At 58.1% G+C, this 20,326-nt stretch carries 20 protein-coding genes and 1 other RNA gene; 10 read left to right on the forward strand and 11 right to left on the reverse strand.

The window, feature by feature from the left end:
* Positions 1-2 precede the first annotated feature (2 nt).
* From AAIA72_RS03880 to ffs, 3 genes are all read right to left on the reverse strand, one after another.
* Positions 3-326 carry a YbaB/EbfC family nucleoid-associated protein gene (locus AAIA72_RS03880; protein ID WP_369602122.1) on the reverse strand — a complete coding sequence of 108 codons (324 nt, stop codon included), beginning with the start codon at positions 324-326 and terminating at the stop codon, positions 3-5.
* Complete coding sequence (gene dnaX, locus AAIA72_RS03885; protein ID WP_369602123.1) at positions 319-2,373, reverse strand: DNA polymerase III subunit gamma/tau; 2,055 nt, start codon at positions 2,371-2,373, stop codon at positions 319-321. The genes AAIA72_RS03880 and dnaX overlap by 8 nt, the downstream gene beginning before the upstream one ends.
* 94 nt (positions 2,374-2,467) lie before the next feature.
* Positions 2,468-2,563: signal recognition particle sRNA small type (gene ffs, locus AAIA72_RS03890), an RNA gene on the reverse strand.
* A gap of 124 nt (positions 2,564-2,687) precedes the next feature.
* On the opposite strand from ffs, the gene AAIA72_RS03895 reads away from it, so the two are divergent.
* Positions 2,688-3,446, forward strand: a complete 759-nt coding sequence (locus AAIA72_RS03895; protein ID WP_369602124.1) for a TlyA family RNA methyltransferase — start codon at positions 2,688-2,690, stop codon at positions 3,444-3,446.
* Positions 3,447-3,450: 4 nt separating this feature from the next.
* Here the strand turns inward: AAIA72_RS03895 and AAIA72_RS03900 are convergent, their stop codons facing one another.
* Positions 3,451-3,930, reverse strand: a complete 480-nt coding sequence (locus AAIA72_RS03900; protein WP_369602125.1) for a YbjN domain-containing protein — start codon at positions 3,928-3,930, stop codon at positions 3,451-3,453.
* 179 nt (positions 3,931-4,109) lie between these two features.
* Here AAIA72_RS03900 and AAIA72_RS03905 point away from each other — a divergent pair, with 179 nt between their 5' ends.
* Both AAIA72_RS03905 and AAIA72_RS03910 read left to right on the forward strand, forming a co-directional pair.
* Complete coding sequence (locus AAIA72_RS03905; RefSeq protein ID WP_369602126.1) at positions 4,110-4,427, forward strand: Mpo1-like protein; 318 nt, start codon at positions 4,110-4,112, stop codon at positions 4,425-4,427.
* A 1-nt stretch (position 4,428) separates the two neighbouring features.
* The gene (locus AAIA72_RS03910; RefSeq protein ID WP_369602127.1) at positions 4,429-5,844 is read left to right on the forward strand and encodes an adenylate/guanylate cyclase domain-containing protein; all 1,416 of its coding nucleotides are present in this window, start codon (positions 4,429-4,431) and stop codon (positions 5,842-5,844) included.
* Between the two features lie 59 nt (positions 5,845-5,903).
* On the opposite strand, the gene queF is transcribed toward AAIA72_RS03910, so the two are convergent.
* Genes queF through AAIA72_RS03925 form a run of 3 tightly spaced genes read right to left on the reverse strand, consistent with a single transcriptional unit; the run spans position 5,904 to position 8,442 of the window.
* On the reverse strand, positions 5,904-6,743 hold the full coding sequence (queF, locus tag AAIA72_RS03915; protein WP_369602128.1) for an NADPH-dependent 7-cyano-7-deazaguanine reductase QueF: 840 nt from the start codon (positions 6,741-6,743) through the stop codon (positions 5,904-5,906).
* Positions 6,743-7,516, reverse strand: a complete 774-nt coding sequence (locus tag AAIA72_RS03920; RefSeq protein WP_369602129.1) for an ABC transporter permease — start codon at positions 7,514-7,516, stop codon at positions 6,743-6,745. Before AAIA72_RS03920 ends, queF begins: the two co-directional genes overlap by 1 nt.
* Entirely contained in the window at positions 7,513-8,442 is a 930-nt protein-coding gene (locus AAIA72_RS03925; protein WP_369602130.1) for an ABC transporter ATP-binding protein, read from the reverse strand. Before AAIA72_RS03925 ends, AAIA72_RS03920 begins: the two co-directional genes overlap by 4 nt.
* Positions 8,443-8,612: 170 nt before the next feature.
* On the opposite strand from AAIA72_RS03925, the gene AAIA72_RS03930 reads away from it, so the two are divergent.
* The gene (locus AAIA72_RS03930; protein ID WP_369602131.1) at positions 8,613-9,596 is read left to right on the forward strand and encodes a hypothetical protein; all 984 of its coding nucleotides are present in this window, start codon (positions 8,613-8,615) and stop codon (positions 9,594-9,596) included.
* 18 nt (positions 9,597-9,614) lie between these two features.
* Here AAIA72_RS03930 and AAIA72_RS03935 read toward each other — a convergent pair whose 3' ends face one another.
* A complete protein-coding gene (locus tag AAIA72_RS03935; protein ID WP_369602132.1) occupies positions 9,615-10,931 on the reverse strand; it encodes an HD-GYP domain-containing protein in 1,317 nt (438 codons plus the stop codon).
* A gap of 173 nt (positions 10,932-11,104) precedes the next feature.
* Complete coding sequence (locus tag AAIA72_RS03940) at positions 11,105-11,692, reverse strand: hypothetical protein (protein WP_369602133.1); 588 nt, start codon at positions 11,690-11,692, stop codon at positions 11,105-11,107.
* Positions 11,693-11,850: 158 nt separating this feature from the next.
* Here AAIA72_RS03940 and AAIA72_RS03945 point away from each other — a divergent pair, with 158 nt between their 5' ends.
* Complete coding sequence (locus AAIA72_RS03945; RefSeq protein WP_369602134.1) at positions 11,851-12,870, forward strand: Fe(3+) ABC transporter substrate-binding protein; 1,020 nt, start codon at positions 11,851-11,853, stop codon at positions 12,868-12,870.
* Between the two features lie 18 nt (positions 12,871-12,888).
* Positions 12,889-14,538: an ABC transporter permease gene (locus AAIA72_RS03950; RefSeq protein ID WP_369602135.1), complete on the forward strand. Its 1,650-nt coding sequence runs from the start codon at positions 12,889-12,891 to the stop codon at positions 14,536-14,538.
* 42 nt (positions 14,539-14,580) lie between these two features.
* Here AAIA72_RS03950 and AAIA72_RS03955 read toward each other — a convergent pair whose 3' ends face one another.
* Positions 14,581-16,266 (reverse strand): AMP-binding protein, encoded by a 1,686-nt coding sequence (locus tag AAIA72_RS03955; RefSeq protein WP_369602136.1) that lies wholly within the window; start codon positions 16,264-16,266, stop codon positions 14,581-14,583.
* A gap of 182 nt (positions 16,267-16,448) precedes the next feature.
* Here AAIA72_RS03955 and AAIA72_RS03960 point away from each other — a divergent pair, with 182 nt between their 5' ends.
* From AAIA72_RS03960 to AAIA72_RS03975, 4 genes are all read left to right on the forward strand, one after another.
* Positions 16,449-16,832, forward strand: a complete 384-nt coding sequence (locus AAIA72_RS03960) for a hypothetical protein (protein ID WP_369602137.1) — start codon at positions 16,449-16,451, stop codon at positions 16,830-16,832.
* A 74-nt stretch (positions 16,833-16,906) separates the two neighbouring features.
* A complete protein-coding gene (locus tag AAIA72_RS03965; protein ID WP_369602138.1) occupies positions 16,907-17,866 on the forward strand; it encodes an ABC transporter substrate-binding protein in 960 nt (319 codons plus the stop codon).
* A gap of 3 nt (positions 17,867-17,869) precedes the next feature.
* The gene (locus tag AAIA72_RS03970) at positions 17,870-18,769 is read left to right on the forward strand and encodes an ABC transporter permease (RefSeq protein ID WP_369602139.1); all 900 of its coding nucleotides are present in this window, start codon (positions 17,870-17,872) and stop codon (positions 18,767-18,769) included.
* Complete coding sequence (locus tag AAIA72_RS03975) at positions 18,766-19,560, forward strand: ABC transporter ATP-binding protein (RefSeq protein ID WP_369602140.1); 795 nt, start codon at positions 18,766-18,768, stop codon at positions 19,558-19,560. The genes AAIA72_RS03970 and AAIA72_RS03975 overlap by 4 nt, the downstream gene beginning before the upstream one ends.
* 5 nt (positions 19,561-19,565) lie before the next feature.
* Here AAIA72_RS03975 and AAIA72_RS03980 read toward each other — a convergent pair whose 3' ends face one another.
* Positions 19,566-20,258: a hypothetical protein gene (locus tag AAIA72_RS03980; protein ID WP_369602141.1), complete on the reverse strand. Its 693-nt coding sequence runs from the start codon at positions 20,256-20,258 to the stop codon at positions 19,566-19,568.
* Between the last annotated feature and the right edge of the window lie 68 nt (positions 20,259-20,326).

A 20,326-nucleotide genomic window follows, 5' to 3' on the forward strand; every position in this document is an offset into this window, starting at 1 on the left:
GATCAGAACGGCATCTTGAATCCGGGCGGAAAACCGATGCCTTGTGTCAGCTCTGCCATCTTTTCCTTCTGCGTTTTCTCGACACGACGCACCGCGTCATTGACCGCGGCCGCAATCAGATCTTCGAGGATTTCGCGCTCCTCGCTCATCAATGAAGGATCAATGCTAACTTTCTTCACGTCGTGACGTCCGTCCATGGTCACCCTGACCAGCCCTGCACCGGCTTCACCGGTGACTTCAAGGCTGGCAATCTTTTCCTGCGCTTCCTTCATCTGTTCCTGAATTTTCTGGGCCTGTTTCATCAGTTCGCCCATATTCTCAAACATGCGAAGTCTCTCCTGTAGCGGTATCGGGTCGGATGCTACCCGGAATCAGGGTACCATCAAAGGTTTCAATGAGGGTGCGGACACAGGGATCCTGGAGAATGATACGCTCCGCCTCGGCCTGGCGTTCGGCGGCCCGGATATCCTCATGCGCTTGAGGTGTCATCAGGTTGTGGGTTTCAACGGCCACGTCCACCTGGCAGGACGATCCGGTCACCTCCGACAGCGCGCCAGCCAGACGCTCACGATGCAAGGCGGTAAAAAAGTCACCATGCTCGGGGTCAATGAGGAAGTACCAGGTATCCCCCTCCTTCCGCACCAGCGCCAGTCGTTTGCACAGACTTGCCAGCATGCCTTTGAGAGGCAGCCTGCCGTAAAGGTCCAGCCAGAACCGCGTCAGGTCATCCATCTCCTGAGCGGCAGGCATAGTAGCCGCCGGCTGGCAGACAGTATCAGATTGCACCGCCCCCCCGGAGGGCGTGGACGTGGCCGCGGACATGGACATGGCCGCGACAGTCGGTTCAGAAGGCTCGACAACGGTTTCTGCCGTGGTTCCATCATCCTGACTGACTTCATTGCGCCAGGCATCAGGGTCAGCCGGGTCCGCAACAGCAGGCGCGGGCTCCGGAATCGCAGGGGCGCTCATGTCCAATGAAGCATCCGGCGAAGCAGCCGTATCCTCAGCGGCATCTTCCACCGCTTCCGGGACCGTGTCACGCTGTGGTGAAGCGGCCTGAGAGGATACCGGGGATTCGTCGTTTGTCCGTTCAGCCGTCGCGGGTGCGCGGCTTGTGTCGGGAGTTCCGGCATCCGGACTGAATTCTTCCCGGGATACCGAGGCCATCTGTGAGACGGCTTCCGTGTCACCGGGTGCGGCCGGCTGACCGGAAACCGCCGGCTCACTGCCTGTGCCGGAGTCATTGGAAGCCGCTTCTGAACCCTCGCCACCGATAATCCCGGTCGGACACAAGGGCGTAAACGCGAGCATGCGAATCAGTGACATTTCAAAACCGATCCGCGGCGTGGGTGCGTAGGGCATGTCCCGCAGACCGGCCAGCGCAATCTGGTAAATCAGCTGGATGTGTTCGGGTGAAGCATTGCGGGCCATTTCCCGGACAAAGTCCTGATCCCCCAAGGCATCATCGACAATACCGCTCACCGTCTGCTCCATGGCAATACGGTGCGCCAGCTCGGCCATGCCCTCCAGCAGGTGGGACCAGTCCGGTGACCGTTGTGCGATCTCATGACACAGTTTCAGGGCGTCTTCACGACGCCTCCCGATAACGGACGCCAGCAGCTTGCGGCCCACCTGCCGGTCAACCGTGCCCAGCATGTCAATCACGTCGGCAGTGCGCACCTCGCCCTGGCCGAAGGCAATGGCCTGATCCGTGAGACTCAGCGCATCGCGCATGCTGCCATCCGCACTCCGGGCAATTTCCCAAAGTGCCTCCGTTTCATGAGGAATGCCTTCTGCGTCCAGCACGTGGGCCAGATGACTCACAATGCGCTTTTCCGGCAGATTCTTGAGATTGAACTGAAGGCACCGGGACAGAACGGTGATCGGCAGCTTCTGGGGATCCGTCGTGGCCAGCAGAAACTTGATGTGCGGAGGCGGCTCCTCCAGAGTCTTGAGCAACGCATTGAACGACGAGTTGGACAGCATGTGTACCTCGTCGATCAGATAAATCTTGAAGCGCCCGCGTGTGGGTGCGTATTGCACATTGTCAAGAATCTCGCGGATCTCGGAGACGCCAGTATGGGACGCTGCGTCTATTTCGATCAGATCCACAAAGCGTCCGGAGGCAATCTCCTCACAGGTCTGGCAGGTGCCGCAGGGGGTTGCCGAAATGCCCGTTTCGCAGTTGACGCACTTGGCAAAAATACGGGCGAGCGTGGTCTTGCCCACTCCCCGGGTGCCGGTAAACAGGTATGCGTGGTGAAGCCTGTTCTGGTCCAGTGCATTGGCCAGCGCACGCAACACGTGCTCCTGCCCCACCATTTCTTCGAATTTTCCGGGACGCCACTTTCTGGCAAGAACCTGATAGCTCATTTCAACCTGACTGTGTGTACTGTAGGATCGTTGCCTACCTTACCAGAGTGGCAGGCGGGGTGCCATGCGTTCGAGGGGGAGGAAATGGAGGCGGACCCGCCAGCCACACCCCGGCGCACACTCCACCGCTATGGCTGCTCCCTTCCGGGCCTGACCAGGTTTACGGTTTCATGTCGCGAGGGGACCGACAGGCCCACCATCAAGCGCTCCGAAAAGCGGACGCAATACTAACAAAGGCCGGGCATGGCATCAAGCAGATTATCCCACTGAGTCAAATGCGCTATCATACGCAGCCGACCATATGTGAGACGACCATGCAGCGTATCGACAAATTGCTCGTTCAGAAGGGCCTGATTGCTTCCCGCTCCCTTGCTCAGCAACTCATTCGCGCCCATGCCGTGGAAGTCCGCACCGGCACGGGCTGGCAGACTGTGACACGGCCCGCTGCTGCCTTTCCCGAAGACACCCCCCTCAGGATACTGGATCACGATCTGCTGCGATATGTCAGCCGGGGCGGCATCAAGCTGGAAGGCGCACTGCGCCACACCGGACTGGATGTGCACGACACGCTGTGCCTGGACGTGGGCCAATCCACCGGCGGCTTTACAGATTGCCTGCTGCAGCACGGTGCGGCAAAGGTGGTCGGCGTGGAGGTCGGGCACGATCAGCTTCATGACTCTCTGAAAGCGGATCCGCGCATTGTGACTCTGGAAGGCATCAACGCCCGGGACATGATTGACACCGTTCGCCCATATCTCGGTGATCAGGGTGCCGATCTGGCCGTCATGGATGTCAGTTTCATTTCGCAGAGGCTGGTGGTGCCCGAAGTCGTAGAATGCCTGAGACCCGCAGGGCACTTTCTGGCCTTGGTCAAGCCACAGTTCGAACTGGGCCCGGAAGCCCTGAACGACAAGGGAATCGTCCGCGATCCGTCTCGCTATGCCGAACTCGAGACAACCACGAAGACCTTGTATGCGGAAGCCGGAATGACTGTTCTGGACTGGTTCGACAGCCCGATTGCAGGCGGCGATGGCAACCGGGAATTCTTCATCCTGGCACGCCGCCCGGAATGATCAGTCAGTGCAGGCGGGCGTCCGGGATACCGGCCACACCCTCGGGTGCCTCACCCTCGATCATGAGATAGCCGATTTCAGTCAGATCCTGTACCAGTTTTCTGGCCAGATCCTGACAGGTGCCCATGAACACACCAAACTGTTCATAGGTCAGGCCTGCGCCGGTCAGCAGGGAGGCGCAGGCAATCAGTCGCGGATACTGGTCATCCGTCACATCAGGGAACACCTTGATATGCGGATACATGGCATTGATCCTGACCACATCCGAAACCAATGGAATCAGTGCCGAGGGTTTGATTTCAAGCTCCGTGGTAAACAGGATGCTGTCCTCTTCCACAAACAGACGGCTCTCGACCACGCCCGGGACACCCTGCAACTCCGACAGGTGAATACCCTGACACTGGCCGCACAGATAAACCTTGATTCCGGCTCGCTCAAGCCAACGATGGAGCACATCACCATCAATGAGTGACACGAAGGACATGCATTACACCCGGTTTGTTTTTTCGAAGGTCGGCCATTATACGCAAACCCGTCGTGAAGTGATACGCCCGCCCGTCCAAATTGCAGATTGTGAGGTCACGAAATTGCTGATACTCTTTGATGAAACACGTTTCACGATAATAAAAGCAGACTTTCAGCGTTAAGACACGAGGATATGGCATGGGCACCGGTGTTCGCACCCAGTTCAGATCGTTTGCGGAGTTCTATCCGTATTACCTCTCGGAACACCAGCATCCCGTGTGCCGGCGCCTGCATTTTGCGGGCTCGCTGATCGTGCTGGCGCTGCTGATCGCATCGTTTGTTCTCGCCAGGCCAATGCTGATCCTGTGGACTCCCGTTGCCGGTTACGGTCTGGCGTGGATCGGCCACTTTGCCTTCGAACACAACCGTCCGGCAACCTTCCGCCATCCGTTGTACAGTTTCATGGGAGACTGGGTAATGTTCAGGGACATGCTGCTTGGAAAGATACCGCTCTGACATGACTGCCGCACCCAAACCACCTCTGCCGGAAAAGACGCGCGCGCGCTCAGCATCACAGAACAAACCGGTGGCGATTCCGCCCATGCCGGATTACAACGCGCGCGTTCTAGGCTATCTGAGCAGTGCCGCCACCCTGGTTGCCGGCATCCTTGAGGGCCACTTTGACGAGAACCTGATCTGGCTGGTACCTGCTGCCATGATCTGGCCGCATCTGATCTACTTCATTCTGCGTGCCTTCAACAAGCAGAAGAACCCCGGTGTCCGGCAGAAACTGCTTCTGGTGGACGCCGTGCTGTGCGGCATGATTCTTGTCCTCATCGGATTCTCCCTCGGCCCCACCCTGTTCTGGTTGCTGATGCTCAATTTCAGCTTCATCAATGTGGGGGGCATGCAGAGCTGGGCCCAGGGCAATATCGCCCTGCTGGCGGGCATGACGATTGCGTCGCTCACCTACAACTTCAACATCAACCTGGACACACCCGTTTCGGTCAATGTGGTCGCCGGTCTCGGCACCATGTTCTATGTCTGCGTCACGGCCTTCTACACACACCAGCAGGCACGTGCACTGGTGCTGGCCAAAACCCAGATCCAGCAGCAGCGGGAGCAATCCATTGCCCTGTCCCACAAGCTGGCCAAATATCTGTCACCACAGGTCTGGCAGTCCATCTTTACCGGCGAAAGGGATGTCCGGCTGGAAACCCAGCGCAAGAAACTTGCGGTGTTCTTCTCCGACATCAAGGGCTTTACCGATCTGAGCGAGGAAATCGAACCGGAAAGCCTCACCGAACTGCTGAACCATTACTTCAACGAAATGAGCCAGATCGCGCTCAAGTATGGTGGCACCATCGACAAGTTTGTCGGTGACAGCATCATGATCTTCTTTGGCGACCCCACCAGCCGCGGCGCCAAGGAAGACACGCTGGCGTGCGTGGCCATGGCCATCGAAATGCGCAAGCACATGAAGATCCTGCGCCAGAAATGGCGGAGCCAGGGTGTCAGAACACCACTGGAAATCCGCATGGGCATCAACACGGGTTATGTGACGGTGGGCAACTTCGGCGCGGAAAACCGGATGGATTACACCATCATCGGCAAGGAAGTGAACCTGGCCAGCCGCCTGGAATCCATGGCCGAGCCGGGTGAAATCCTGGTCAGTTATGAAACCTTCGCCCTGATCAAGGACACCATCATGTGCCGGGACAAAGGTCAGATCACGGTCAAGGGCTTCTCCAAGCCGATTCCGATCTACTCGGTGATCGACTTCCGCCGGGATATCGGCGACAACAAGAGCTTCATCGAACACGAAACGGAAGGTTTCGCCATGTATCTGGATACTGGCAAGATTTCGGACACCGCACGGGAGCGCATTCTGAAGGCCCTGGAAAGCGCGGCGGAGAAACTTCGCAACGGCTGAGCAGTCTTTCCATGATCAGCCCGCCACCGATCGGACGGGCTCATGCCTTCCGCCGTCGGCTACTGGCGGTTCAGCCTGCCCCACCGCGCCGCCAGCTCCAGCAGATCCGGGCTGCTGGCCCGCACAGGATTGATATCCAGCCCGCCCCGCCGCGTATACCGGGCCATGACGAGCAACGCCTCCGGCTCATACACCTCAAGCAGATCCACGTACATGGATTCAATGCAATGCTCGTGAAACCCCTGGTGCGTGCGATAGGAGACAATGTATCTGAGCAGGCTTTCCGGATCCGGGCTGGCACCCTCCATGTGGATCAGTACCGAACCCCAGTCCGGCTGACCGGTGACCGGGCAGTTGGATCGCAGCAGGTGGGATACCCAGGTTCCGCGCTGTACTGCCCCGTCGGAGGCTTTCTCAAGCAGCGACCGGTCAGGCGTGTAGCAATCGATGGCAATATCCAGCTCATCCAGCAAATGGATATCCGGGAGCGGACCGGCTTCATCCCCGGCCGCCAGAGGTGCAACCGGAAACATCTCAATTTCAACCGGCGCACCGCTGGCCTTTGAGAGATCTGCCTCCAGTGTGGCCAGCACAGCATGCCCGGACTCGAAAACAGTCTGATTGAAGCTGTTGAGGTAGAGCTTGAATGACTTGGACTCGATCAATGCCGGGCTGCCGGCATCAAAACGAAAACGCGCCAGACGTACTTCCGGCTTGCCCCGGGCGTTGAGCCAGGAGAGTTCAAACCCCCACCATTCATCATACCCGAACCAGTCGGGCACTTGGGTCAGCCGGGCCCGGGACAGGCTTCGGGGCACCGGACAGAGCAAATCCGGCGCGTACTGGTCCACATAGGGCGTATCCTGCCCCAGCCGTGTCAGTTTTCTGAGTTCATCCATTATTTACGAATCCCCACTCCCCGGTTCAGCAACCACAGCGAGTAGCTGAACAACACCACAATGAAAAACAGGATCATCACATAAGCGACCCGGATATCAATGTCACTGACGCCAAGCAACCCATAGCGAAAGGCATTGATCATGTACAGTATGGGGTTGGCCTTCGAAATGGCCTGCCAGAACGCCGGCAGCATCGAAATGGAATAGAACACCCCGCCCAGATAGGTCAGCGGCGTCAGGACAAAGGTCGGCACAATGGAAATGTCGTCAAATTTGGTCGCAAACACCGCATTGATGAAGCCTCCCAGGGAAAACAGTATTGCCGTAAGCAACACCACACTGATCACCACGCCCAGATGATGCACTTCCAGATCCGTGAAGAAGAGGGACAGCAGTGTGACAATCAGTCCCACGCACAGGCCTCTGGCCACCCCTCCGGCCACATACCCGGTCAGCACCACCCAGTTCGGCATGGGAGACACCAGAATCTCCTCGATGCTGTGCTGGAATTTCATGCTGAAGAAGCTCGACACTACATTGGCGTAGGCGTTGGTGATCACCGCCATCATGATCAGGCCCGGCACAATGAAGTCCATGTAATCCAGCCCTTCCATCTTGCCGATGCGCGGGCCGATGAGATTGCCGAAGATGACAAAATACAGCGTGATCGTAATGGCCGGCGGCAACAGCGTTTGTGGCCAGATACGGGTAAACCGGCGTACTTCCTTGATCACGATGGTAATGAATGCCACCCAGATTTCTGCCGCGGTCATGCGCCCTCCTCCTTGTTCTGCATGACCAGATCCAGGAACAGTTCCTCGAGCCGGTTGGCTTTCGTCCGCATGCTGTACACCTTCACGTTCAGGGCATTGAGCCGTTCGAACAGCGTATTGAGCGTCACGTCGCGCTCCAGGGTGACTTCCATCAGACCGTCCTCGTTGATACGACATGGAATATCCCCGAGATCCAGCGCCACGTCAGGCTTGCGCCCGAGATCCAGAACATAGCTCTCGCGCTTGAGCTTGCGCAGCAGTTCCACCTTGGAGGTGTTTTCAAGAATGCGTCCACGGTCGATGATGGCGATATTGCGGCACAGCGCTTCCGCTTCCTCCAGATAGTGAGTCGTCAGAATGATGGTCTTGCCTTCCCGGTTGATCTGCTGGAGAAAGGTCCACAGGGAGCGACGCAGCTCGATGTCCACGCCAGCCGTCGGTTCATCCAGTATCAGCAGTCCGGGCTCGTGCACCAGTGCCCTGGCGATCATCAGGCGGCGCTTCATTCCACCCGAAAGCATCCGGGCCTGCTCGTTGCGCTTGTCCCAGAGCCCCAGCTCGCGCAGATACCGTTCTGCATTTTCCCTTGCCTTTTTCAGAGGCATTCCGTAGTAGCCCCCCTGAGTCACCACGATATCAAAAACTTTCTCGAACTGGTTGAAGTTGAATTCCTGCGGCACCACACCCAGACTTTTCTTGGCCGACACCACGTCCGAATCCAGGTCATGGCCGAAGATACGTACCTGGCCCGACGTCTTGTTGATCAGCGAGGAGACGATACCCAGTGTGGTGGACTTCCCGGCGCCATTCGGACCGAGCAGCGCGAAGAAATCACCCTGCCTCACCTGCAAGGTGATGCCCTTCAGGGCTTCAAAACCGTTGTCATAGATCTTTCTCAGATCCTGGATATCCAGAGCAGGGGTCATGGGATGAATACTCTCATGTTCGGAGGCTGGCCATGATGGTCATTCTTGAATGAAAATTCAAGTTGAGTTTACACCTATTCCGAGGAGAGGTTCCCATTTTACCTCAATCCGCATCGCTATAATCGGTTCAAAACCGACAACAACGACCTCACAAAGGAATGCAGTCTTACATGAAGCAGGTACTGATTGCGCTGACACTGACCTTCGCACTGGGCGCGTGCAGCAACAATGACGGCAGCAATGACTCCGACGGCTCCCGCATCGGCCATGTGCTCTTTACCGGTGTGGAGGGCCTCCGCTACCAGACCGCAAGCCAGAGCGGCAGCACCGGAAGCCGGGGTGAGTTCAGATACTACCCGGGCGAGACGGTCACCTTTTCCGTGGGCTCACTGATCCTGGCTCAGGATATTCCGGCAAAGGACTGGATCACGCCCATTGATTTCGAGCCGGATGAAGTGGCAAAGATTGATGCCGGCGAACAGGTGGACGGATTGACAACGCATGCGTTCCTGGAATCTGCTGCAGCTGGCGAGAAACGCATTATCAACAAGATGCGCTTCCTGCTCACCATTGATGATGACCGGGATCCGGAGAATGGCATCCAGATCAAATCCTATGTGGTGGACGCCATCAATGCCTTCGACTTTGCCACGGAAGGCGAGATTGACTGGAGTGCCAACGCGGAAGACACGTTCGGCAAGGATACGCTGACCGATCGGGTTGAAAACAAGCTGATCAACAGCATCTGTTTCCCCGAACTGCCCCAGACCACCTGTGATGATCCTGAAGCGGGCCGGATCTATACGGGAGCTGTCTCGGCCAGTCGCCTCCTCAAGGAGCAACTGCAGAACATCACCCGATCCATTGGTGAAGACATCTTTGTGGACAATGAATTTTACGAGATTCCGGAAGGTGATCACGACCTGAGAACTGTCAGGCTGGTCATGATCCGGGAGCACAGAGATCTGGATGACATGGAAGTGATCAGCACGGATAATAGCGTCGTGACCGTCCAGAACTGGGACAAGAACAGCCAGGAAGCCACATTCTTCGCGACCGGTCAGAAAGGGCAGGAAGCTACGGTGATTCTGAACCTGAAGCTCGCCAACGACTATCGGTGGATCAAGAAGAACGTCAGAATCACGATCCGGTGATGCCAGGGTGTCGCCGGGTTAGCCGACCCAGCGGCGCAACCCCCACCCCGTGGGAATCCGGCAGTCTTCGAGATCAATGTCATAGGCATCCTGGGGCAGTGTACGTGCAATTTTAAGCACGACCTGCCCTGCGTCATTCAGCTTCCTGAGGTCCACGAGCTCCTGCTTCCGGAGGGGCTGTTTTTCAGCGTCCAGCACCCGCAGAACCTGAGGAAAGAGCTTGCGCTCGGCGTTCTGTCCCACGACTACCCCGACACTGCCATCGGAAAGTTCAACCAGGGTGCCCGCCGGGTAGACCCCGATGGCCTGAATGAAGCGTTCGACCAGATCTTCCTGAAACTCGATATTGCGCTGCTCGTAGAGGCGCGCAATGGCCTGGCTGGGTGACAAGGGGGTCACGCCGGGCCTCGGCTCGATCAACGCCTGAAAGTGCTCGACGATACCGGCAATCTTGCCCAGCATCGGAATACGGTCTCCGGTCACCCCCTTGGGGAACCCGCTGCCATTGTGACGTTCCCGGTGGTATTCGACCACCTTGACGACCGGCCCGGAAATGCCGGGCGTCTGACTGAGGATGGCCACGCCCTCCTCCACATAGCGCTGCCAGGCACGATACTCCGTCGCGTCCAGAAATCCCGGTTTGGTCAGCAGACGGTCATCAAGACGTGTCTTGCCCACTTGGCTCAGAAGCAGTCCCTGCGCCAGCGTCTGCATCACGTCCGGCGCCAGTCCCAGGTGGCGGGCAAACACCAGGCCCCAGATACTGGACGCCACCGCATGCGCATACACATGGTCACTTTTCTGTTTGACACGCGCCATCCATACCAGAGCATCCGGATTCTCGATGACTGACTGTGTCATCTGCTTCGCGGCCATCGCCGTCTCGGCCATGGCATCCGCCTTGCCTTCGGCCAGCCGCTCATAGAGCCGGCAAACGGACTCATCCACCTGCCTGAGCAGCCGCTCGGCATGGCCGATGGATTTCTTCAGCGGCCTGACCACCGGGTAATGGTGTGCATCACGGATTTTTATCGGCGGTACCTTGACTCGCTCCGCCTTGTCCTGCCCGGACCGGGCCGCACGACGGAACTGAACCACCCGGACGCTGTCATCGTCAGGTATCTCCGCATGCCGGACACTCACATCTCCAACCTCCACCGGCACGTCAACAAAAACGAACTTGCAGTAGGTTTCCAGTGCCTTGATGTCTGCCACGGAGCGAATGTAGAAACCCTGAATCGGGAACGGCGTCTCGAACCACGGCCGGTCCAGATCGGATACGAACATGCCCAGCTCCAGGTCCGATACGGCAATCTTGACTTTGCGGGTGGCCACGGCAACTCTCCGGTTCACTCAGGATTCTCTTACGATCTCATTTTCCACGTTCCGGGCATACAGTACAGGGCAATAGGGTAATGATTCGTTACACGGCCATGACAAACCGTTGCCAATTGTAGAAACATCGACACCTTCACACTTTGGTTGTCAACCGGCTCCCACCTTATCCGTTACTTGCATCCCTTTTCGGACAGTTCCGGCATGCGATCCTCTGCGGAGCCCATCTCCACTTTCTTGACCCGGATACGATAAGGCACAGACGACGCACGAATGTAATCAAAATTCAGCGTCTCTTCCCCCTGCTGGACAACCGGAGTCGCCGGATAGCACTGTATGGTCAGCTCGATCGTGGTCCCGAGATCGGCCACCCCGGAACCGGTGTTGCGCGCCCCTGCGGAGCGGATTTCTCCGCAAACCTGATCTTGTGTGGTGATGGGCCGGCCTTTCCAGTCCAGATCCTTGCCCGGCTCCCCGCACCAGACGATCTTGCTCTTGTCACTGCTGCACAGCGCATTGGGCGCAAACCGCAGGGTGCGCTGACTGCACTGCGTCTGCAGCGTGATCGCCGTGCCTTCCGAGTCCAGCAAGGACCAGTCACCCCGCTCGTTGGTGTACCAGGCGATGACCGCATCCCGCATGTGCCCCTGGGATGTTTCCGCCTGAAAGCGCCCGTAATAGGCATAATAAGATGAACAACCGCTCAGCACGCCCACTGACCCGACCAGCACTGCCCAACGTACAAACTGCTGCGAACGCATTGACGTCAACTCTCCTTTCCGATCCGAAACTGTTCCGGCACGCATCATGCCCGAATCCATGCTTATATGATACCAGCATCCTGCACGCCGGAGGTTGACTGCCGACACCTTTTTAATGATAATCCTTATCGTTCTCACAATTAACAGCAGGTAGAAACATGAAACGATCTCTGAAGCGCCTCCTTACCCTTTCGGTTGCTGCACTGTCCCTGCAAGGCCTGAACGTGCAGGCAGCGGAAACCGTCAACATTTACTCCAACCGCCAGCCTTATCTCATCCAACCCATTCTCAGTGCCTTCACACGCGAAACAGGCATCGAAACACAGGTCGTCTACGCAAAGAAAGGCATCGCGGAACGTCTCAAACGGGAGGGACGGAACAGCCCGGCAGATGTGGTGCTGACCGTCGATATCGGCCGCTTGCAGGAGCTGGTTGACAGCGATGTGGTTCAGCCGGTGAAAAGCGCCACGCTCGAAAAGAACATTCCCGCCCAGTACCGCGACCCCGAAGGCCGCTGGTTCGGACTGACCGTCCGTGCACGGGCCATTTATGCCTCAAAAGAGCGAGTCAAGACCACTCAACTGGATTACGAAGACCTGGCCAAACCTGAATTCAAGGGCAAGGTCTGCACACGCAGCGGCAAGCATCCTTACAACCTGGCCTTGATCGCTTCGTTTATCGCCCACAAGGGTGAGGCCGCCACCGAAGAATGGCTCAAGGGCGTCAAGGCCAACCTGGCCCGCAAGCCTCAGGGCAACGACAGGGCCCAGGTCAAGGCCATCTATGAGGGCATCTGTGACGTTTCACTGGGCAACAGCTATTATCTGGGCAAAATGCTGACCGACGAGAAGCAAAGCAAATGGGCCAACGCCGTCAACATCATTTTCCCGAATCAGGATGACCGGGGTGCCCATGTCAACATTTCCGGCGCGGCACTCACCAAGGCAGCGCCGCACAAGGAAGCGGCCATCCGGCTGATCGAATTCCTGTCGGATCGTCTCGCTCAGAAGATGTATGCCGAACAGAACTTCGAGTACCCGGTCAACCCTGCCGTTGAACCCTCTGGTCTGGTAGAATCCTGGGGCAAATTCAAGGCCGACACACTGCCGCTGTCCGAAGTCGCCAAACATCGCAAGGCCGCGGCAATGCTCGTCGACAAGATCAATTTTGACGGTTAAGGAAGCCCATCACCTGTCATGACGCATCAGGTCAAGGCTCTGGCCGCCGGTCCCGTATGGGGCTGGCGGCTTCTCTCGTTTATTGCGGCGCTGTTTGTGTGTCTGCCACTCGTTTCTGCAATCTGGCTGGCAACGACTTCCGATGGCGCTTTCTGGGGACATCTGGGCTCGACCGTTCTGCCCCGCTATATCAGCACCACGCTCAAGCTGATGGCCGGCACCGGTCTGCTGACGGCCCTTTTCGGTCTCGTCAGTGCCTGGCTGATCGTCTGGTTCGACTTCCCCGGCCGCCGTCATTTCAGCTGGGCGCTGATGCTGCCATTTGCCTTTCCGGCCTATGTGATCGCCTTCGTCTATACCGATTTTCTGGAGTACGCGGGTGCCCTGCAGGCAGGTCTGCGTGCTCTGTTCGGCTGGTCATCACCCAATGACTACTGGTTTCCGGAAATCCGCTCACTCGGGGGTGCGGTGGCCATGTTCTCCTTGGTACTCTACCCCTACGTCTATCTGACCAGCCGCGCGGCCATGATGGATCTTTCGGCCAACCTCTTTCTCGCCAGCCGGAGTCTGGGCCGGGGCTTTTTCGGTACGCTCTGGCATGTCCTGCTGCCCGCCGTCAGGCCAGGGCTGGCTGTCGGCCTTGCATTGGTGCTGATGGAGACATTGAACGACTTCGGTACCGTGGACTTTTTTGCCGTACAGACCCTGACCGCCGGCCTGTTCGACACCTGGCTCAATCTGGGCGACGTGGGCGGTGCTGCCCAGATCGCAGTGAGCATGGTCACCTTTGCCTTGCTCCTGATCTGGCTCGAACAGTTTTCCCGGCGCAAGGTGCGTGTCTGGCAATCCCGTACCCCGGTCTCCCACAAGCGCGTCGTGCTGCGCGGGGCACCAGCCTGGCTGGCATGCCTGTTCTGCACACTGCTCGTGGTGCTCGGTTTTCTGCTCCCCGGCGGCATTCTGCTGGTCTATGCCGTGCAATACGCGGCGGAAAGCTGGACCCCCGAGTTCCTCGTCTACGCACGCAACTCCATACTGCTTTCCGCCACATCGGGGCTCATGCTGGTGTTTACCGGGCTGCTTCTGGCCTATACCCAGAGACTGACACGTGACCGGCTGACACTGACACTCAACAAGGTCGCCACTGTGGGCTATGCCATGCCCGGCGCGGTGCTGGCCGTCGGCGTCATCATCCCCCTTGCCGCCTTCGACAACTGGCTGAGCGACCTGGCGGAATCCTGGTGGGGCCTGTCCACCGGCCTCTTGCTCAGCGGCAGCATGTTCGCCATTCTGTATGCCTACAACGCGCGCTTCATGGCCGTTGCCGTCGGTTCGGCCGAAGCGGGACTCAACCGCATCACCCCGTCAATGGACCAGGCAGCCCGCACTCTGGGCCATCGCCCGGCCGCCATACTGCGTCGGGTTCACCTGCCCATTCTGAAAAAGAGTTTGTTTACGGCGGGACTCATCGTTTTCGTGGACTGCATGAAGGAACTGCCTGCCACCCTCATCCTGCGGCCCTTCAATTTCGAGACCCTGGCCACGTATGTGTACCAGTTTGCCTCGGACGAACAACTGGAACAAAGCGCTCTGGCCGCCCTGATCATTGTTGCGGCCGGCCTGATCCCCGTTCTGATCCTCAACCGGGCCAGCATGCAGAGGGCATGAAAAAGGCCACCCGCAGGTGGCCTCATGAGACAATCGCCAGGCTTACTGCCAGATGATGGTCTGCCGTTTCGCGTACCAGTCGTCCGTAAAGGGTTTGTACGCCTCCTCGATGACATTTCGCTTCATCTTCATGGTCGGCGTGAGGAAGTTGTTTTCAATCAGCCACTGATCCTTGACCACGACGGCAAACGCCAGCCGCTCATGCGGATCGACCCGCTGATTGACCTCCTTGAGCAACTTGCCAAAGCTTTCCTCGAATTCCTTGCGGAACTGCGGGTCATCACGGCGTGCAAAGGCATCATCTGCCAGCATGACCAGACAGTGAGGCTGCGGATAGTCCGCACCGGCAACACACACCATTTCCACCGCCGGATGGGAGACCAACTGGTTCTCGATGGGGGCCGGCGCCACATACTTGCCCTTGCTCGTCTTGAACAGCTCCTTCTTGCGGCCGGTCAGCTTCAGGCGGCCCATTTCGTCGATTTCACCCAGGTCCCCCGTCTTCAGGAAGCCATCCTCCGTAAAGGACTCGGCCGTCAGCTCAGGCGCCTTGTAGTAGCCCATCATGCTCGCAGGACTCTTGACCAGCACCTCGCCATCCGGTGCGATCTTGCATTCGACCCCGGGCAAGGGCTCGCCCACATAACCCACGCGTGTACGACCGGGCTTGGTCATGTGCGAATAGGCAAAGTTCTCGGACATGCCGTAGCCTTCCAGAAGCTCGAGCCCCAGCTTGCGGTACCACTGGAGGATGTCCTGGGACAGCGGCGCTGAACCGCTGCCGGCAAACTTCACGTGCTGCAGGCCCAGCTTGGTAAGAATCTTCTTGCGTACGAGACGGTTGACCAGCGGGATTTTCAGCAGTCGATCCAGCTTCTCCGCCGGCATCTTGTCCAGAACGCCTGCCTGGAACTTGGTCCAGATCCGCGGCACGGACAGGAACAGCGTCGGCCGGGCGCGCTGGAGATCCTGAACGAAGGTATCCAGGGATTCTGCAAAAAACAGGTGGAAGCCCTTGGCCAGGGACCCCATTTCAACGACGAAGCGCTCGAAGACATGAGACAGCGGCAGATAAGACAGCATGCGCTCGTCTTCGGTAATATTGAGTTCATGCACCACGCCCTGGGCGGCATAGGACATGGCGTAGAAGGATAGCATGACGCCCTTGGGCGCACCGGTTGAACCGGAGGTGTAAACGATAGTGGCCAGCTCGTCCAGCTTGCGCGAGGGGCTGTCCTGAATCGGTTGATGCTCGCGGATCAGGTCGTTCCAGGTCGGAAAATCATTGGGCGGGCTGAGCGGGTAACTGATACAGTGCACATCCGATGGTACGCCATCCTTCATGTTGTCCCAGTCATCCAGCTTGCCGACAAACAGCACTTTGGATTCACTGTGTTCCATGATCTGACGTACGGTTTCCGCACTCAGGGTCGGATAAAGCGGCACGGAGATATGCCCCGCCATCCAGATGGCCAGATCCGACATGATCCAGTGTGCGCAGTTCTTGGATACGATTCCGATGCGAGAGCCTTCCGGCAGATTCAGCGAGCGCAGGTACGCCGCCATCCGGCGCGCTTCATCGCCAACCCGCTTCCAGCTGTATTCTTCAACCTGGCCATTGCCGACCGGCTGAGTGAAGTAGGTTTTGTCCCCTTTCTGCTTTTCCCAGTGGTAGAACATCTGGAGTGGCGTTTTCAGTGCCACCTGAGGGTGTGCTTGTGCGTTCATGGGAGTCCTTTTCTTTTTTTATGTTGTTGATGTGATGGATTGAGTGATCAACACTACTGTAATCTTTTGTAATTCTATAGAATCATGCACGCTTAAACTGTGACGAATATTGAAATTCAATGCCGGAGATGACCGGTTTAACCATCTAAAAAATCGAACCTTCGGGGGAAACGGACAACATCATGGACCAGCTACTCTGCCGACGCTGCAAGGAAGGCCTCATGGTTCAGCAGGCCACCGCTCCGGACGAAATGGAATCTTCCGATACGTACGTGTGTGAACATTGCGGCCATTCGGTGACCCTGCCCTCGACCCTCATGCTCGTCAGCCAGTTTGTGTCCGGTACGGCCAGTGCGCTGTTTGCCGCCTACCTGTTCATTGTCAAGTTGTCATTGGTGATGACGGCCATGCAGTTTGGCAAACCGGTTACCTTTGGCCAGGAAACTACTCTGCTTCTGGTGGCCACCCTGTTTCTGATCGGCGGTGGATTTATTCTCTATCAGGCCATCACGGGCTGGAGCCTGCGCAGGAAGTATGTCACCAGCAAACCATCACCCCGGCAGTGATACACCTGACCGTCGGGCTGTGCTAAAATCCGCCGACTTTTTCCTCCAATAACATCCTACAAGAGGGCGACACCATGAAAGTAGTTGCACGGTTCTGTGCACTGGCGCTGGCCGGTATTCTGTCTGCAGGCGTACAGGCGGAAACACGCACCGTGGCCATCACTCAGATTGTGGAACATCCTGCACTGGATGCGTGCCGTACAGGTGTCAGGGACGAGCTGGCTGCACAGGGATACAAGGAGGGCGAGAATCTCCGCTGGATCTACGAAAATGCTCAGGGCAATCCTGCCACAGCCGCACAGATCGCCAAGAAGTTTGCCGGTGAACAACCCGACGTCATCGTGGCAATCACCACACCTTCCGCACAAACCGTTGCAGCCTCGGTTCGCGGCATTCCTGTTGTCTTTGCCGCGGTGACAGACCCTGTCGGTGCCAAACTGGTGGAGTCACTGGACAAGCCCGGAAAGCTCATTACCGGCACCACGGACATGCTGCCCCTGGAACGGCATCTTGAACTCGTGAAGCGCGTCGTGCCTGGCGTGAAGCGCATCGGTACCCTCTACAACCCGGGAGAAGCCAACTCCGTTTCACTGGTGAAGCGCCTGAAATCCGTTGCCAGTGCCCAGGAACTGGAAGTGGTCGAAGCCGTTGCCACCAAAACTTCCGAAATTCTCAATGCTGCAAAATCCCTGGTCGGCAAGGTGGACGCCATCTATCTCCTGACGGACAACACTGTGATTTCTGCAGTGGAAGCAGTCATTCAGGTCGGCGAACGCAACAAGCTGCCCGTCATTGCTGCGGACACGGATACGGTCAAACGTGGTGCAGTGGCGGCCTACGGTTTCAACTACTACGACGTGGGCCGTCAGACCGGCAAGATCGTGGCCCGGATCCTCAAGGGTGAGTCACCCGCAAACATTCCGGTGCAGGGTGTCGAGAAACTGGAACTGTACGTCAATCCCAAGGCTGCAGAGCGCATGGGCATTACACTGGATGAATCCCTCATCAAGGAAGCCAAGGCGGTTGTCGAGTAACCCATGCTGAGCAGCATTGCATTCTGGGGGGCGATGGAAACGGGGCTGCTGTTTGCCCTCGTCGCCCTCGGCGTCTATATCTCGTTCCGGATCCTCGACTTCCCGGATCTGACCGTGGACGGCTCCTTCCCGCTGGGTGCAGCCGTCTGTGCAACTCTGATCGTGGCCGGCTGGAACCCGTGGCTGGCCACACTCGCCGCCATGGGTGCCGGTGCAGCGGCGGGCATGCTGACAGCGTGGATGAATGTGCGACTCAATATCCTGCACCTGCTGGCCTCCATTCTGACCATGATTTCCTTGTATTCCATCAATCTGCGCATCATGGGCAAGCCGAATGTTGCGCTGCTGACGGAAGAAACCGTACTGACCCCCTTCAGGGATGCGCTGGAAGCCTGGTATCTGGTGCCCGTGATCTTCTTCAGCATCGTGGTGCTGGTGGCCCTCACTGCCCTGCACATTTTCCTGACGTCGGAAGCCGGTCTGGCCATGCGTGCAACAGGGGCGAACCCGACGATGGCCCGCGCCCAGGGCATCAATACCGGCCGAATGGTGCTGACGGGCGTGGCACTATCCAACGCGTTGGTCGCTCTGGCCGGCGCACTCTTTGCCCAGTCTCAGGGGGCTGCGGATGTCACCATGGGTGTGGGTGTCATTGTCGTGGGGTTGGCTTCGGTTATCGGGGGTGAAGCCATTCTCGGCTCCAGGACGCTGCTGATCAGTCTCTTTGCCTGCATTGCCGGCTCGCTGCTGTACCGGCTTGCTGTCGCCTTCGCACTCAATGCCGACTTCATCGGTCTCAAGGCACAGGATCTCAATCTCATTACGGCCGTGCTGGTGGCGGTGGCCATCGTTCTGCCCGGTGTCAGACGCAACATGAAAAGCGTGGGAGTCCGTTCGGCATGATTGAAGTGGAAAATCTGCATGTGCGCTTCGGTGCCGGAACGCCCCTGGAAGTTCACGCCCTGCGGGGTATCAGCCTTGTCATTCCACGGCATCAGTTTGTCACGGTCATCGGCAGCAACGGCGCCGGCAAAAGCACCCTGCTCAATGCGCTGTCCGGCGACGCACCGGTTGAACAGGGCAGGATCCGGATGGGCAACCATGACGTGACCCATCTGCCCTCCTTCAGGCGTACCGGACAGGTGGCCCGCGTGTTTCAGGATCCCAAGGCCGGCACCTGCGAAAACCTCACCATCGAGGAGAATCTGGCACTCGCTGCAAGGCGCGGTCAGAAACGGGGGCTGTCCCGTGCCGTCAGGTCGGAACTGACCGAACAGTTCCGCGAGTCTCTCGCAAGATTGGGCCTCGGGCTCGAAAAGCGGCTGGGCGAAAAGATGGGCCAGCTTTCCGGGGGACAGCGTCAGGCTGTATCTCTCGTGATGGCCACCTTGCGACCTCTGGATATCCTGCTGCTTGACGAACATACCGCCGCACTCGACCCCAGGACGGCAGCCTTCGTGCTGGAACTGACCGATCGCATCGTCGAGGAAAAGAAGCTGACCGTGCTGATGGTCACACACAGCATGAAGCAGGCGCTGGAGCATGGGGACCGGACGCTGATGCTCCACGAAGGCCGGATTGCCTTTGACATCAGCGGGGAGGCACGCAAGCAGCTGACCGTCAAGGACCTGCTGGATCAGTTTGAGCGTCAGCGCGGCCAGCAGATCGAGGATGACAGCCTGCTGCTGGGCTGACGGCCTCAGGCATTCAGAAATCCCTCAAACAGGTGCCGGATTTCGGAAAGCTGGTCGTCGATGGCCCAGGGCATGGTCTTGGTGAACAGATCCAGCAACACCACCGCATTCACGGCACTATCCCCCTTGGCAATTGCGCGAAGCCGCTTCGAAAAGTCGATATTGAGCATGTGAATCGATTGATAGGCCTCGCGCAACCCTTTCAGATCCAGTTCTGCCGGCAACCCGGCCTGTGCCCTGAAATACTGGGCCAGCAGATACATGGACGCCGCCCTGTAAATCGTTTCTTCCTCATCCGAAAACGGCAGATGAAACCGGGCCATGGGCTTGAAGAATGCAGCGACCGGGCAACCACAGGTGGGCATGATGAGCCCGAGCAGAGAGCGGTACGCATGCTGCAGGGAGGTTTCATTGGAAATGGTCCGCCCGGGCGCGCTCACGGTGACCCGGACAGGCGTGTGCGAGAGTTTGTGCCCGCCTCCGATATCATACACGTTCAGCGCAACGGCCAGCGGGCACCAGGGATGCTCATCCGGGTTCAGCGGGCAGTTCCGGCACTTGTCCTGCTCCAGACGGGCCCAATCCGGTGGCGCCGGCGTGGAGATCACCAGATTGAACGCCTCGTCCATGTCCAGTGTGTAGTGCTCGGTTTCACCTGTATCCAGATGCTCCAGCCCGTAGGTAATCCGATAAGTCATCGCGCCTCTCCTGTCTCCGTCAGCATAGCCCATCGACCGGCGGATTTACAAAATCTCTACACCACAGG

It is taken from the genome of Thermohahella caldifontis (assembly GCF_041153465.1).
GTDB lineage: Bacteria > Pseudomonadota > Gammaproteobacteria > Pseudomonadales > Oleiphilaceae > Thermohahella > Thermohahella caldifontis.